The following is a 14,581-nucleotide window of genomic DNA, read 5'->3' on the forward strand; positions in this document are numbered from 1 at the left end:
ATCAGCCGCATTCCCACAAGGCCATAGGAGACAACCATGGACAAGATCGCCATCGACACCGTGCTCAACCGCATCGAGGAAACCACGGGCCAGAACGCCAACCCACGTATCACTACCATCGTGCACCGGATGGTGCGCGACCTTTTTTACATGATCGAGGACCTCGACATCCAGCCCGAGGAGTTCTGGGCCGGCCTCAACTACCTGGCCGAGGCTGGCCGCAGCGGCGAACTGGGCCTGATCGCTCCAGGACTTGGCTTTGACCACTTCCTGGACCTGCGCATGGACGAGGCCGAGGCGCGCGCGGGCATCGCAGGCGGCACGCCGCGTACCATCGAAGGCCCGCTGTACGTGGCCGGCGCACCGGTTGCACAAGGTGAAGCCCGGCTTGACGACGGCACCGACGACGGCGAGGTGCTGGTGATGGAAGGGCAGGTATTCGACAACGCCGGCAAGCCGCTGCCCGGCGCGAACGTGGAAGTCTGGCACGCGAATTCGATGGGCAACTACTCGTACTTCGATCCGACCCAGAGTGCGTTCAACCTGCGCCGTACCATCGTGACCGACAGTGAAGGGCGCTACCGCCTGCGCAGCATTGTTCCGGTCGGCTACAGCGTGCCGCCGAATGGGGCCACCGACCGCCTGCTGAAGCAGCTCGACCGACACGGCACGCGGCCGGCCCACATCCACTTCTTCGTGTCGGCACCCGGTCACCGCAAGCTGACCACGCAGATCAACATCGATGGCGATCCGTACCTGTGGGATGACTTCGCGTTCGCCACGCGCGAAGGGCTGGTGCCACCGGTGACACGCGTCGAGGACGCTGCAGCACTGCAGGCGCTGGGCGTCGACAAGCCGTTCTCACTGATCCGGTTCAACTTCACGCTGCATGCCGACAGGGCCGATGCACCGCAGGCGGAGGTCGCGCGTCAGCGCGCGGCCGTGACAGCCTGAGAGAAGGGCGCCAGCGTGCGCGGCGACAGCACGCTGGCGCGCGCAAGTCTGCGGCGTCCCGGTGTTGTCAGTACCGAGCCAACAGAGCGGCAGCCCTTACGGTCAGAAGCCGCCCGTAATGCGTGGCGTTTTCCACACTTGCCTGCCTTCAAAGGCATCCCGCCATTTCCGAGGGGGCGTGCAAGGCACGAACGCTCCTTGCTGGCGGGAAAATTGCTTCTCCTCCTGTGTGAAGCCACTCGCACAGTCTGGAGGTTCCATGCACGCACGCATCACCGCTCACAAGGGGATCCTGGTTGTCGAACTGGTGCAGAACCCGGCGCCGGAAGCGGGCGCCACCGGTGTCCGCTCCAACCTTGAAAAGCTCCGCAACCTGGGCACGATTGTCCACGACACGCGGCGGTACCTGGGCGTTTCAGAAGAGGCGCTGGCGCTGCTGAAGGTCGTCAAGCGTGGCCTCGACCGCATCGGCGATTTCGCGTGGTTCCGCAGCGACGACGGCGTAGATCATTTTGCCTGGCTTGGCGGCCCGAAGCGGCTCGTCGATCCGAAAGAGGTCGCGACAGCCCGCAGCTATGAAATCCTGGGACATCAGGTCATCCCGAACGAAGTGCCTGCAGGGGCGAGGGCGGCCATCGAGGCCAACTTCTGAATCAGATAGAAAAAACGGCGGCACGATAGCGTGCCGCCGCCGTCCCAATCGGACGCGCCACGGTTGTGGCACGTCCGGGGGGTCTACTTCGCGCAGGCCAGATTGACCCTGAGCCCGCCCCAGTCGGTCGCCTGGTTAGTATCGAGCTGCACCTGCAGCTTATCGTTGTGGTTGACGGTCCCTGCCGGCATTTGCTGGCTGCAGCTCTGTTGCCCGTTGCTGATCTTGCAGCTCAGGTTGCCCACCGGCGCGATTGTTGCCGCCACACCGGACCCGGTGACCTTATATACGGCCATATTGAGCGTGCCAGTCGCCTTCCCAAGCGTGGACGCGGTAAGCGTGACGGTCGCGCAATCGTAGGGAATGATGACGCCGAAATCCGACGGCAAGGCAACCGCTCCACCTGCACCCGTCATGACATACTTACCGCGACTGAGCGTGTTCGGCACGTTGAAGTTACCGTTGTAGACGGTCGGCACGGTGGTGCCGGTGGTCGGCCAGTGGCCGCTGGCCTTCGGCCCATACAAGGTGCCAGTCGAAGTATCGTAGTAGAAGTCGCCGTCGACGCCCACGCTGTCGCTGGGCGCACCGGTGCCGTAGAGCACGTGGTTGCCATTGCCGACAGGAGTGCCACCGTCAGTGCCACCGGTACCGCCGGCGCCACCACTGCCACCGCTGGCACCACTGCCGCCGGGCTGGCCGGCAAGCGCCACGCCTGGAGGCCATTGGCCATTGGCCTTGGGCCCGTAGAGCGTCCAGGTCGTGGTGTCGAGATAGTAGTCGCCATTGGCGCCAATACTGCTGTCCGGCGCCCCAGCTCCAGTCAGGACCGTGCCGCCGCTGCCCCCGCCGCCCAGCGGGACGCCCGGAGGCCACGCGCCATCGGTCTTCGGTCCGAACAGCGTCGAGGTCGTGGTGTTGATGTAGTAGTCGCCGTTGTTGCCGACCGTGGCGGTCGGATCCCCCGAGCCGGACAGGATGGTGTTCCCGGCCGTACCGGTATTGGCCGGCACCCCTGGGTCGTTCTTCGTTCCCGTGCTGCCCGTTCCGGCGACGGAAACGCCTGCCGGCCACACCCCGTTCGCCTTCGGTCCGAACAGCATCCCGGTCGTGGTGTTCAGGTAGAAGTCCCCATCCTTGCCAATGTCCGGCGTCGGATCGCCGGTGCCCGACAGCAAGGCGCTCGTGGCAGCCGTTGGCGTTGTCGCAGGCGTCGTGGTTCCCGGGCCTGGTACGGCCGCGGTAGCAGCAGGCGCTGCGTCGCCGCCGCCTCCGCCACAACCTGCAATGACAATGGCCAGGCATGCGAGCGGCACTGCCGCTAACCTCATGTGGACGATTTTCATGACGCTCCCCGGATTTGTGCGAATGATCAGATTCGCTGGCATTTCTTCGATGCCCGCGATGCGTTCAATCTAGTCACCGGCGAGGAAGGCGAAAATACGCTCTTTGGACGAGCATTAAAGTGTGAATCAGAGATGAAACGCCTCATCGCATTCGGGAAATCAGATTCACATTGAGTTTGCGCTTCGGAATAGGGTAGTCCGCCAATGCTCTGGGCGGCATGCATACAAAACGACGAAGTCGCTTTGCCGACGTATTACTAAGGGGAAATCCCCGGAAAAGCGCGCCAAAAAGTCGGGTATTCTGATGCTGGGAAGTCACATCCGGCCTTACATTGAGAACACTTAACGCGCCTGGCTTCCGCGAGGGGACACCATGACATCCTTCTTTACGACGTTCACCGGAGGGGTTCCGATCGACAGACACCCCGACCACTATCCGGCCGCCGCGTTGGCGGATCCGGCCCGGCAAGCGCAGACCACAACGCCCGATGCGCGCGTGTCTTTCTGGTCGGCGGCGCGGCGCCGTCTGGATGCGCTGACCGCGGTCTGGCGAAATCCGCGCCGGTAGCGGATGGTGCGCACCTGCAGACCACTGTCATTCGTTCTTTTAAGTCGCACCGCGATGTGCTTGACTGTGACTGTCAACAGTACAAGCGCTGACCGGCATCAAATCCGATGCCTGGTATCGACTCCGGAGGACGATGATGGAGCAACTGCTAGTGGATTCGGTTGTATTCCTCGCAGCAGCGTTGATCGCTGTACCGTTGTCCGTACGCGCAGGCTTTGGTTCTGTACTGGGATACCTTATCGCAGGCGTCGTCATCGGGCCCTGGGTTCTCAGGCTCGTAACGGATGTCGATTCCATCCTCGACATCTCCGAACTCGGCATTGTGCTGATGATGTTCATCATCGGCATTGAAATGGACCTCAAGAAGCTCTGGGCCATGCGCCGTGCCATCTTTGGCTATGGCGGCATCCAGGTCGCGCTATGCGCAGCGCTGCTTGCGGCGATCTTCACGATATTCGGCGCGCCGTGGCGCGTCGGTGTCGCTGCCGGCTTCGCGCTATCCCTGTCATCGACCGCCATGGTGATTGCGATCCTGGAGCAGAACCGCGAGATGGATACGCCGGTGGGCCAGACCTGCTTCGGCATCCTGCTGTTCCAGGACATCGCCGCAATACCGATGATCGCGCTGCTGCCGCTGCTTGCCCCGGCGCCGATCGAAGACAACGATCCCAGCGGCTGGTTGATGACGGCCAGGGCACTGGCCATGCTCGCCGCCGTGGTCTTTGGTGGCCGCTTTATCCTGCAGCATGCGCTGCGCATCATCCAGCGAAGCGGTACCCGCGAGATTTTCACCATCTTCGCGCTGCTTTGGGTCATCGGGATTGCGTTGTTGATGCATGTGGTGCACCTGTCCATGTCTCTCGGCGCCTTCGTCGCCGGAATGCTGCTCGCCGGCTCCGAATCGCGTCACGAAATCGAAGCCGACATGGCACCGTTCAAGGGCATCCTGCTCGGGCTGTTCTTCATTGCGGTGGGGATGTCGATCGACTTCCGCGTGCTGGCCGAACGGCCATGGCTGGTCGCGATACTGGTCGTTGTGCTTGTCGGCGGCAAACTGCTGGCCTTGATGTTCCTGGCCAGCAAGATCAACCTGCCGCGCGAACAACGCATCTACTTCGCAATCCTGCTGTCGCAGGGCGGCGAGTTTGCCTTTGTCGTGACGGCTGCGGCGCAGGCCGCGCGACTGCTCGACAACGAGCAGTTGTCGATCGTCACGGTGGTGGTCGCGTTGTCGATGGCGACGACTCCGTTGCTGCTTCTGGCATTTCGGAAGCTGATGGCGGTGCAGCCAGCTTGATACGACTGGGGTACGACATTTCTTTTTGATTGGCCGATCTGAGACATCGATCCGGGTGGCAGGGCTTGGTGGCATGACGCTCCCGTCGAAGTCCGCTAACGGCGGCCAGAAGCAGCCATTCGCAACGGGTCCTCAATAGCGGTCGCCCGAAGCGATTTCTCTACGCAGCGGGATGGATGGAATGAGGGTGCTGGTGACGGCTGCAGTCGCCGTTGTCATCGCCGCCAACATCGCAAGCGCCGCCCAACCAGCATTGACCGCTACCGCACCCGCCACTGCCGCACCAATCGCCCCCGCCACGTAGTAGAAGGTTAGGTATATCGAGTTCAATGCACCTGCGCGCGCTGGATGGATAGCAACGACGCTGGCTTGATTGGCGACTTGCGCGGCGAAACAGCCGGCGTCGAATACGGCCAGCGCGACAGCAGTGGCAACTGGGTGCCCTAGTGCGATTGCGAGTGCACACGAGGATGAGCTTGCGAGTGCGAGGCCGCAGGCGATCACGGTGCGGCTGCCGAACCGGTCCGCCAAGCGCCCGGCGACACGGGTCACAACCAGGCCCAGTAATCCAGCAACGCTGTACAGTCCAATGGTTGCTGCGTCTGAGTTGTACGGCGGCGCGGTGAGACGTACTGCAAGGCCGACCCAGATTAAATTGAAAGAGAAGAACCACAACATCCCGGCGTAGGTTCGCAAACGTAGCTCTCGAGATGCCCGTATCAAGGGCGGCATAGTACGCAACGTCGAGAAGTATCCGGTTTTCTCCTGTGACCGCCCGGATGGCAGCAATGGAAAAACGCAAAGCGCCGAAACGGTGGCGAAGGCCGCGAATGCCAACAGTGCGCCTCGCCATCCGCACCACTGCGCCAGCACCCCGCCAACGAATCGACTCAGTAGTATCCCTGCGGATATGCCCGCAGAGATCGTCCCCACGCGCCGCGCCCGGCGTTCCGGTTCGGCGTACTTGCCGATGATGGCACTGCTTTGCGCAGCAACCGTCGTCGTGGCACCGATGAGCACGAAGCACCCAATGAGCAATTCCGGGCCTGGCGCCCATGCCGCAAGTACCAGGGCGCATGCGAGCGCGCATAGTTGTGCTGGAATCAAGGCGCGTGCGCTCAACTTGTCCACCAGCGGCACGAGGAACACCAGTCCGAGCAGATAGCCAATCATTGCACCGGAGACCACGGCCGTAACCGGTGCAACGGGCACCCCAAAATCGGCGGCGATGACCGATAAGGCCGGTTGCATGGCGTAGTTGTTCGCGATGGCACCACCAGCAGCAATCGAAAGCACAGCCACTGCGCGGCCCGACAGCCGCGCGTTCCGCTCGGCCGTGGCCTTCACTTGCCGACCCTTACGGCAATGGCCTCGACTTCTGCGAGGATCGCCTCATCGACGAACGGCAGGGCATGTACTAGCGAAAAGGCCGGCCGAATGTCGCCATAGACCTCGCCATGTGCTCGCGCAGCGTCTTCCCAGTGTTCAAAGTCCGAGACGACCAGACGGCTCTGGACCACATCCGACATCCGGAAGCCATTGTCGGTGAGTACCTTCTCGACAGTTGCAAGTGCATCCCGAGTCTGCGTGTAGACATCGGGCCCTTGGCCGGCCGTTCCTGAAATGTAGATCGTATCGTTCACGATCACGGCCCGCGAGTAACCGACCTTGGGCTCCCACGGGGAGCCTGTGCTGATCCTTTGACGCATGTGGTTTGTCCTTTGACGATATGGTGCGGAATAACTACTTGGGTAGTAGTTATGTGGGATCGTATACTACTTCAGTAGTAAGTCAACCCTCTGAACTAAACATGAGTCACGCATGACAGCAGACGCAGAATTGATTGCTTCGATGACGCGGCTGGGATTCACCCAGTACGAGGCGCAGGCATACACGGCCCTGGTGGGGCAGGCCCCGCTTACGGGAGCCGAAGTGGGCCGGCGGGCATCGATGCCTGCTTCGAAGGTGTATGAGACCCTGGCCCGCCTGGAAACGCGGGGTGCCGTACTCGTTCACCGCTCCGAGCCCGTGCGTTACGCGGCGGTTCCGCACACGGCGCTACTGGCCGAGCTGCGCTCACGTTTCAATGCTGACCTCGACGCCGCGGCCTCGGCGCTGGATCGCCTGCCGGTTCAGCAAGAGCCCGGGATGGTCTGGTCGCTCAGCGGCAGGGAGTCAATCCTCCTGGCTTTCGCACGGACGATTTCGAACGCGAAAGCCAGCCTGTTCGCCGGTATCTGGGACGAGGAGCTCGACGAATTGGGTCCGTTGCTTGACGCGGCCAGCGCGCGGGGAATTGACACCCATGTCGCCATCTATGGCCACAAGGCCTTGAAAGGTCCTCACACATATGACATGGCCGCATGTGGGGCAAGTGCGAGACTGCGCCTATCCGGCCGTCGCCTTGCTGTGGTGGTGGCAGACGAGGACGACGCAGTGGTGGCGGAGTTCGGCGACTACACCAGCGATCAGGCTACTGTTACCACCAATCCGGTCATCGCACTGCTCGCCGTCGAGTACATCAAAGCCGATGTCAGCGGGCGCCTTATGATCAGCGCGATGTCCTCAACGGCATACAAGAAGTTGCTGACGACCCCGCCCATGCAGGCAATGCTAAGCCCTGTTGCAACTAAGCCCGCAAAAACTATTCGGTGACAGCGAATGATTGCTGCGCGCCAGCACTGAGATGACCGTCAGCCAATCGGCAGCGGTTCTTGCGCCCGCACGCGGGCAAGCGGCCGAAGTGGGTCGGTAGTGTGCGCCAGGACGCAGGCTCAGTCGGTGCTGGATGGCGCGACGCTGACATCCGTCTTAAGGCGGATGGGAGGATCGGTCGTGGCGAGGCGAGGCGAGATCGCGTCCACTCCGGTCGGTCATGGCCTGACCTATGTTGGGCTGATGACGCCTCGGTCGCGGATCAGGCCGCGCACGCGGGCTTCGAGCCCAGGCGGGAGCTGGCGGTTGCTGTCACGACCACGCTTGCGCGAGCCCAGGCCGCCAGGACCGTCCTCACGGTAACGCAGTACCAGACGTTCCACCTGACGCCGCGACAAGCCGAGCTTCTCGGCGGCGCGCCAGACCGCCAGGCCATGGTCGACCACGGCCTGAATCACCTTGAGCCGATCGAGTTCGCGCATCGTCATCGTGATGGTCTCGGGCTTGGGCATCGCGGCCTCCGGTCTCGGACGGACGGAAAGCCGCCAGCATGCCAGCCTTGGCAAGGGGGTACGACATTTCTATTTGGCTCAAGTACGACATTACTATTTGGGCGTAACAACCATTGTCCGCATAATGTGTATTATGTTAAATGCAAAAAACAATGCCGAAAGTGACATGGCGCCGGCTTGCACAAGCCTGTTCCTCGATTTTGCAGAATCTCGTTCCCGGCCCCATGGGGCCAGGAGCGCGCGCCCCTGCGTGCCGCCCCCGTGATCGCGCACGGCGGCTTCCGAAGCTGCGGGGTCCGAGCGGCAGGGTCGTTGGCCTCAGGACGAACGCTGATCCTTAGGCTTGTAGTTGTCGACCTGGTTGGCCGACTCGAAGCTGGCGCGGTTCAGGCTGAGGAACGACTCCGCAGAAAACGGTGCCTGCAGTTCGCGCACCACGTCGGCACCGACTGAGCGGACGCGGTCCCAGGTGGTGTTGGTCTTGTTGTCGTGATGCACGCAGAAGTCGCCGCAGTCCTTGTGGTGGGACATGATGATGGCGGCCACCTGGGTCTTGGCGGCCGGCGTAGCCGCGGAGTTGGCCAGGTAGTCCTCGGCCCTGGCGGACTCCAGGAAGTGCTCGCGCACCTGGTTCTTGTAGTCGGTCACGCTGCTGCGGCATTGCTGCGACCACGTGGAGCAGGCGCTCAGCAGCGCCTGGAGCTCGGCAACCTTGGTGTCGAAGATGTCGAGGCGCCGCTCCGCTTGCGCGACCTTCAGGGCCAGGTCCAGCTTGCCGGCGCAGCGCGCGGTGCCGTTCTCCGTGCCCACGCGCCCGGTTGCATTCCACGCGTCGCCGGCGGCCTTCATCTCGTCCACCGAATGGGACACCTTGAAACGGTAGCGGTCCATGTCGGCAACGCTTGCTTCCTTGAGCGAGAACTTGACATGTTCCTCCACCGTGATCGGCCCTCCCCTGTTCAGCTTGCGGGTGTGCATGTAGCTGCGCAGCTTGCCCTCGATCGCCGTCTCGGCCTGTGAGATCAGGCCGCCGATCACGGGGATGGGGATCAGGCTCAGCGAGGCCCGGCCGATCGCAGTCAGCCCGCCCAGCGCCTTCGAAGCGAAGGAGCCCTTTGAGTTGATCGCGCTGCGCAGGCCATGGAAGCGAGCCGAATGCCCGATCCGGGCCATAACGCCTTTGTTGGAAACCTTCTCGGCTGCGTAGACCCAGATGTCGCGAGTTGTCGGCATGGTTGTTGTCCTTAGAAAAAGCGGTGTTTCTGCATGGATTCCACGGTTCAGGCTATTGCTGTTCCAGCAACGCCAGGTAGCGATGGACGTCGCCGTCCTCGCGCAGGATGTCGCGCATCAGTTCTGCAAGCGGCATCTGGCCCCAGCTCACCGCGCGCCTGAGCAGGTAAGGCGTAGGGCTATGCGGCTCGTTCTGCGCCAGGAAATCAGCGATTTCCTCGAGCAGCCGGTAGGCATGGGTCCGGTTCGCAATGCCGTTCGCCGGCTGGCCTGCGGCCAAGCCGGCGCCGGCCACTGAGGCCGTGGCCAAGGGTTGAGTCGCAGTGCGTATCGGCTCCTGCCATTCATTCATGCTGGCCTCCGTTGCGATGTCCGCTGCGGCATCCATGACCGCCGACGCACCGGCGTCCGGCGCCTGTCCCTGCAGCACTTCGTCATACCCCTGCAGCAGCGTGGCGACAGCGCGCTGCAGGCGCTGGAGCGCCTCCGGCACGCGCCGCAGGCTGGGGGCTTCGCCGCCAAGCCGGGCATCGATGGCGAGATCGAACTCGTGCCAACCCTGCATGGCAGCGTCGAGCTGGCGCCGCATTGCCACCAGCGCAGCCTGGTTGCGCCCCTCGCCGGCGCGCCGCACCAGGGAGTCGCGGCTCAGCCCCTCCTCACCGCCCGTGGCCGTCCGTTCCCAGCGCTCCAGAGAGACCGTGGGCACATCCAGATCGGGCAAGACCAGCAGCGGCACGTGCAGCGCCAGCACCAGCGGCAGCGTCTCGTTGAGCCAGGCGAAGGGCGCGCAGCGCGCGTCGCTGTCGCCGTGCTCGATGGCGGGATGGCCGTCGTCCCAGTAGTGCTGCGCCAGCGCGCTGAGGGCACGCGTGCCTGCCACAACGCCGGCCACACCGTGCATGTGGGTCCAGGCCTCGCACAGCCAGGCGGCTAGCTGGAAGTCTTTGCTGCGCCCGACCAGCGCCTCGCTGCACAGCGCGGCCACGCGGCCCCAGTCAGCCTTGGCCAGTGGGCGCTCCCACTCGCCCATTGGCAGCGTGGCGTCATCCTGATGTCGCGCGGCGCGGATTGCCGGATAGAGGGCGTCGTAGCGCAGCGAGATGCCGGCGCGCGCGTCGCCCGGAACCGGGCTGATCAGGGCTTCAAGGTCCAGCAGCGGCACGCCCGCGGCTTCGGCCAGATTCGGCGGTCTCATGGTCATAGCGATCTCACAGCGGGTTCCAGTCGGGAGCACGGGTCGGGAAGCTGCGCGGCCACGGCAGCGGCGTCTTCTTGCCGGCGGGGGTCAGCGCCAGGCGCAGGAACACGCGGCCCTGCCCCTGCTTCGGCACGGCAGTCAAATCTGCCGGGGTGGCCGGCGCCAGCGGGAAATCGAAGCGCAGCAGCGAGGCGGCACCCTCGGCGCGCACCGAAGGATCCGCCACCCGCTGGCGGCCGATAAAGGAAATGAGCGCCCAGGGATCGGCAAAGCGCCAGGTCATCGACCTGCCGTCGGTAGACAACGCGCGCTGGCGCGGGTCCGCCGTGGCCTGCAGCGGCGAATCCTTGGCGAAGCGCAGTGTCAGCATCACCGGCATGCCGTACTCCCAGCGCAGCGAGCGCGGAGCCTCCTGCTGAGACAGGTTCTGCGCGCCCACGCTCAAGCTCCAGTCGATGATCTGGTTGCCGGCCAGTTCGGCACTCCGATTGACACGGAAGTCGACGTTGATGTCGTAGCCGCCGGGTGTGCTGTCATCCGCCGGATACAGCGGGGAAAGCAGTGTCCGGACTTGCTCGAAGTTGTCCATAAACTGGTGCACCGGCATGCCAGCGGACAGGCCCTTGAGCGGGCCGTCGCCGCGTGGCTCGCGATAGACCGTCGAGACCTGCTCGTAGCGCTTGAGCACGCGACCGAGTTCGCCGTAGTCGGCCATGGTCTGATCGGCCGGGTTGGGCCCGCCCTGCACGGCCGCGCCAAAGGGCGCATGCCCTGCCACGCGTTCATTGAAGATCGCGGAGAAGCCGTCCCACTGGCGCTGCAGTTCGGCGAAGTACCCCTGCGCGCAACGCGCCAGCAAGCCCTCGTAGACACGTGCCTGGAGCGTGGCGAAGTAGTCGTCGGCACCGCGCGGCAGGCGGCTGGCGAAGCGGCCAAAGCAGCCCCCGCGGCCACCATCGGCGGCCATTCCCTGGATGAACTGCTCGAGCATCAGCAGGTGGCTGTTCGGGTTCTTCAGCCGGTAGCGTTCGAGGTCGCGCGTGATGGCCAGCCAGCGCTGCGCCAGCGGCGAGGCGGCATCGCCCGAATTGAGCACGCCCAGGTAAAGCGAGGCCTCGCGCCCCAACGCCAGCGCGCGTCCCGACTGCTGGTCCAGGTAGGGGCCGAGCCCGGCCGCATCGCTCAGGCCGAACGCCGCCAGCATCGGCGACCTGCTGCGGGCATCGCCGCCGGACTGGCGGATGGCATAGAGTTCGGACTGTTGCAGGGCCTCGTCAACCGCGCGCAGATGCGCCAGCGCATCGCGCGAGATGAGCGCATCGAGATCTTCCACGCGCGCCGTGGCGTGCATCTCGGCCAGGGCGGTCTTGATCTTCACCAACCGGCCCAGCGCGGCCTCGAACGCGGCGCTGTCGCTGCCCGTGCTGCCTGCGCTGCCCGCGGCGCCGGCCGGCGCGACCACCGCGGCTGCCGCCACCTGGTCCATCATCAGCCGCGTGAACTGCGCGTCGATGCTGCGCGCCACCGTATCGCGCGAGGCGCCCGGCAGGTCGGCCAGGCCCTCGCCCACGAAACGCTTGCGGGTCTCGGCCAGGGTCATGGCCTGGTCGAGCTGCTGGCGGTCCCAGTTCACCACCGTGCGCGCACCGAGCGCGGGCAGCGGCAGGTCACGCGGCGCAGTCATGAAGGGCTGGCTGACCAGCGCGGCCAGGCGGTCGCGCAGCGCCAGCCGTTCGGGCGCCACCGCGTAGCGGCCCTCCTTGTCCTGCCAGACGATGCCCGCTTCGGGACCGCTGAAGCGTTGCGCCAGTTCCTCGCGCAGCGCGGCGAAGCCGGCCCGCGAACGCTCGCGCTGGCGCGCCACCAGATCCTCGCCCAGCAGGCGACTGCGCGTGGCCTGCGCCAGCAGGCGCTCGTAGGCCGGGCCGGGCGCGAACTGCGGCTGCCGGAGCCAGCCGGCCTTGCCGCCCGCAAGCAACTCCTGTTGCGTACCAATGCCCGCCACGATCCCGCGATAGTCGCCCAGCACATGGCTGAAGTCCGTGCCGGCGCCGCTCAGCGCCTCCAGGCCGTCCCGAACCGATCGCTCCGCCACCAGCAGGGCGTTGTCGCTGAACAGGCGCGCCTCCAGTTGGCGCGCGCCCTTGTCGTAGCTGCAGCGCAGCGGCTGCACCACTTGCGCCGGGCCTACAGCCGGTGCGCTGCCGACCATGGCGTGTGCGCCGCGCCCGGCGCCGCCGTCGGTGCGGAAATACGACAAGGTGCCGGAGACATCCCCATGCAGTTCCGCGCCCAGCGCATAGCGCACCACCGTGCGCAGCGCCTCGCTGCGCCCTTCCCCGCCGTTTTCCAGGCGCTGCAGCGCTGACAGAGCGGCGTCGAACTGGTCGACCGCCCCCACGTACTGCTGCAGCGCGCGCATCTCGGGCAGGTCTTCGATCGCGAGGGTGCGCGGACCGCCCGCGTCACCACGCGCACCGGCGGGCACCGCGCAGTCGTCGCCGATCACCAGCTCGGCGGTGCTGGGGTCGCGCACGACACCGGTGAGCTGGCTGACGCGCGCCAGCATCTCGCGGTGGATCGTGGGGAGTGCCACCTTGCCGAATTCGCGCTGGAAATGCTCGCGCATGCGCTCGTCCAGATCGTCGAACGGGCTCCAGGAACCCGGCATGAACACGGACCAGGTCGACTGCGCCATCAGGCGCTGGTTCATATCGATCAGGCCGAGCGTCTGGCGCCGGTACCACTCGGGCGGCAGCTCCTGGCCGGCTTGCTCCGCCTGCGCACGCTGCTGGCTGGCATTGCGCAGCCCACCCAGCGCTGCCAGCAGCTCCGCCTTGCGTTGCCCGAGCTGCCAGGTGTTCACCGCCAGACCGACACCCCACAACCCCAACAGCGCCACGCCGCCCCAGCGCAGCGCGCGGTGCACCACCGGGCGGGCCAGATGCTGCGAGCGCGAAGGCCGGGTCAGGCCGTATTCCAGGAATATCTTCTTGTCGAACAGGTCGCGCAGGAAGGCCGGCTGCAGCATCAGCTCGGTCAAATGCGTGCCACCAGCGACACTGCTTTCGCCGGCGTCCAGCACCGGCTCAATGCGCTCCGGCAGGCTCTCGCTGTCTTCGCGTTCCGGCTCCGTCTCACCGCGCGGCACCGCGCTCAGGCCCTGCGCCGCCAGCTCGCCGCTGTCGCCGGTCAGGTAGACGCCTCGAAAGAAGAACGGCTCGTGATAGGCGCTCGGGCGCAGCAGCTCGTCGATATAGCGCTGCAGCTGCGCGCGCATCGCCTCGATGCGGGCTGGCAGCAGCAGCAACTGGCGCGCGTCGAGGTCGGGCGGCGCCGCCGCCAGCAACTCGGCGGCGCTGTCGGACACGCTGCGCACAATCGACGACAAGGCAGCCTCGACCCAGTCCGACTGGTAGGTGGCGGACAGGTCGTAGGGCGAGGACCAGCCCAGCATGCTGGCTCGCATCGGCTCGGGCAGGTCCCGCGCGAACTGGGCGAACCCCGGCAGCGCTTCGGCGCCGGTCACCACCACGTATACGGCAAAGCGCACCGCGAAGCGGTTCTGCGCGAGCCACAGACGCCGGTGCACGAGCTTGGCGCGCCGCACCAGTTCGAGCTGCGCGTCGGTGTCGTCCGCCAGCAGCTTCGCCGCCGGCACCGTTATCACCACGCTGTCGAAGGGGCGCTGCGGACGGTAGTTGCGGCACAGCCCCAGGAACTCGTCCCAGGGCTTTTCATCGCCATCATCGTCGGGCGAACCGAGGTAGCCGGCGTTGATGTCGATCACCACGCCACGGTCGAAGAAGTGCCACGAGATGCCCTGGGTGGCGGCCGCATTGGCGGCGTCGGTACCAAGCGCGCTGGACACGCCCGACTGGGCGATCGGCAACGGCCGGGCATCGTCGCCCTCGTTGAGCACCATGATCCAGGGAATGTTGTAGCGCTCTGCGCGCGAAACGAGATTCCCCTCGATCAGCTCGATCGCCTGGCGAAACGCCGCGCGCAGCGTATCGGTGCGCAGCCGCACGATCTTGCGCTCGCCGGCGGGCTTGGCGCGACCGCCCTGCGCCGCGTAGTACAGCACCAGGCCAAGCACGGCGAATGCGACCAGCGTCAGCACGCCGATCGAGATCAGGAAGAGATTACTGGTCAGCATGCCA

General features: G+C 65.3%; 11 protein-coding genes and 1 pseudogene. 5 read left to right on the plus strand and 7 right to left on the minus strand.

Going from position 1 to position 14,581, the window contains the following annotated elements:
• Positions 1-36 precede the first annotated feature (36 nt).
• Together catA and K2O51_RS21265 are read left to right on the plus strand one after the other, a co-directional pair.
• Complete coding sequence (catA, locus tag K2O51_RS21260) at positions 37-954, plus strand: catechol 1,2-dioxygenase (protein ID WP_011297868.1); 918 nt, start codon at positions 37-39, stop codon at positions 952-954.
• Between the two features lie 259 nt (positions 955-1,213).
• Positions 1,214-1,606: a hypothetical protein gene (locus K2O51_RS21265; protein ID WP_041679605.1), complete on the plus strand. Its 393-nt coding sequence runs from the start codon at positions 1,214-1,216 to the stop codon at positions 1,604-1,606.
• Between the two features lie 83 nt (positions 1,607-1,689).
• Here K2O51_RS21265 and K2O51_RS21270 read toward each other — a convergent pair whose 3' ends face one another.
• Complete coding sequence (locus K2O51_RS21270; RefSeq protein ID WP_011297870.1) at positions 1,690-2,952, minus strand: hypothetical protein; 1,263 nt, start codon at positions 2,950-2,952, stop codon at positions 1,690-1,692.
• 373 nt (positions 2,953-3,325) lie between these two features.
• Here K2O51_RS21270 and K2O51_RS21275 point away from each other — a divergent pair, with 373 nt between their 5' ends.
• Entirely contained in the window at positions 3,326-3,520 is a 195-nt protein-coding gene (locus K2O51_RS21275) for a hypothetical protein (protein ID WP_140950534.1), read from the plus strand.
• Positions 3,521-3,656: 136 nt separating this feature from the next.
• Complete coding sequence (locus tag K2O51_RS21280; protein WP_011297871.1) at positions 3,657-4,817, plus strand: monovalent cation:proton antiporter-2 (CPA2) family protein; 1,161 nt, start codon at positions 3,657-3,659, stop codon at positions 4,815-4,817.
• A 132-nt stretch (positions 4,818-4,949) separates the two neighbouring features.
• Here the strand turns inward: K2O51_RS21280 and K2O51_RS21285 are convergent, their stop codons facing one another.
• Both K2O51_RS21285 and K2O51_RS21290 read right to left on the minus strand, forming a co-directional pair.
• A complete protein-coding gene (locus K2O51_RS21285; protein ID WP_011297872.1) occupies positions 4,950-6,164 on the minus strand; it encodes an MFS transporter in 1,215 nt (404 codons plus the stop codon).
• Entirely contained in the window at positions 6,161-6,526 is a 366-nt protein-coding gene (locus K2O51_RS21290) for a RidA family protein (protein ID WP_011297873.1), read from the minus strand. Before K2O51_RS21290 ends, K2O51_RS21285 begins: the two co-directional genes overlap by 4 nt.
• A 112-nt stretch (positions 6,527-6,638) precedes the next feature.
• On the opposite strand from K2O51_RS21290, the gene K2O51_RS21295 reads away from it, so the two are divergent.
• Positions 6,639-7,472 (plus strand): TrmB family transcriptional regulator, encoded by an 834-nt coding sequence (locus tag K2O51_RS21295; RefSeq protein ID WP_011297874.1) that lies wholly within the window; start codon positions 6,639-6,641, stop codon positions 7,470-7,472.
• Positions 7,473-7,723: 251 nt separating this feature from the next.
• On the opposite strand, the pseudogene K2O51_RS21300 reads toward K2O51_RS21295, so the two are convergent.
• The 4 genes and pseudogenes from K2O51_RS21300 to K2O51_RS21315 all read right to left on the minus strand — a co-directional run.
• Positions 7,724-7,984: pseudogene (locus tag K2O51_RS21300) on the minus strand (helix-turn-helix domain-containing protein); the annotation flags it as partial.
• A 318-nt stretch (positions 7,985-8,302) separates the two neighbouring features.
• Entirely contained in the window at positions 8,303-9,217 is a 915-nt protein-coding gene (locus K2O51_RS21305; protein WP_011297876.1) for a hypothetical protein, read from the minus strand.
• Between the two features lie 52 nt (positions 9,218-9,269).
• Entirely contained in the window at positions 9,270-10,415 is a 1,146-nt protein-coding gene (gene tssA, locus K2O51_RS21310) for a type VI secretion system protein TssA (RefSeq protein WP_308813414.1), read from the minus strand.
• Positions 10,416-10,428: 13 nt separating this feature from the next.
• On the minus strand, positions 10,429-14,577 hold the full coding sequence (locus K2O51_RS21315; protein ID WP_220631620.1) for a type VI secretion system protein: 4,149 nt from the start codon (positions 14,575-14,577) through the stop codon (positions 10,429-10,431).
• Positions 14,578-14,581 lie beyond the last annotated feature (4 nt).

Origin of the sequence: Cupriavidus pinatubonensis (assembly GCF_019602855.1) — a bacterium.
In the GTDB taxonomy this organism is placed as follows: domain Bacteria; phylum Pseudomonadota; class Gammaproteobacteria; order Burkholderiales; family Burkholderiaceae; genus Cupriavidus; species Cupriavidus pinatubonensis.

Coding starts and splice junctions, on each gene's coding strand:
- K2O51_RS21280 (WP_011297871.1), top strand. CDS start 3,657: ATGGAGCAACTGCTAGTGGATTCGGTTGTATTCCTCGCAGCAGCGTTG.
- K2O51_RS21305 (WP_011297876.1), bottom strand. CDS start 9,217: ATGCCGACAACTCGCGACATCTGGGTCTACGCAGCCGAGAAGGTTTCC.
- tssA (WP_308813414.1), bottom strand. CDS start 10,415: ATGAGACCGCCGAATCTGGCCGAAGCCGCGGGCGTGCCGCTGCTGGAC.
- K2O51_RS21275 (WP_140950534.1), top strand. CDS start 3,326: ATGACATCCTTCTTTACGACGTTCACCGGAGGGGTTCCGATCGACAGA.
- catA (WP_011297868.1), top strand. CDS start 37: ATGGACAAGATCGCCATCGACACCGTGCTCAACCGCATCGAGGAAACC.
- K2O51_RS21295 (WP_011297874.1), top strand. CDS start 6,639: ATGACAGCAGACGCAGAATTGATTGCTTCGATGACGCGGCTGGGATTC.
- K2O51_RS21290 (WP_011297873.1), bottom strand. CDS start 6,526: ATGCGTCAAAGGATCAGCACAGGCTCCCCGTGGGAGCCCAAGGTCGGT.
- K2O51_RS21315 (WP_220631620.1), bottom strand. CDS start 14,577: ATGCTGACCAGTAATCTCTTCCTGATCTCGATCGGCGTGCTGACGCTG.
- K2O51_RS21265 (WP_041679605.1), top strand. CDS start 1,214: ATGCACGCACGCATCACCGCTCACAAGGGGATCCTGGTTGTCGAACTG.
- K2O51_RS21270 (WP_011297870.1), bottom strand. CDS start 2,952: ATGAAAATCGTCCACATGAGGTTAGCGGCAGTGCCGCTCGCATGCCTG.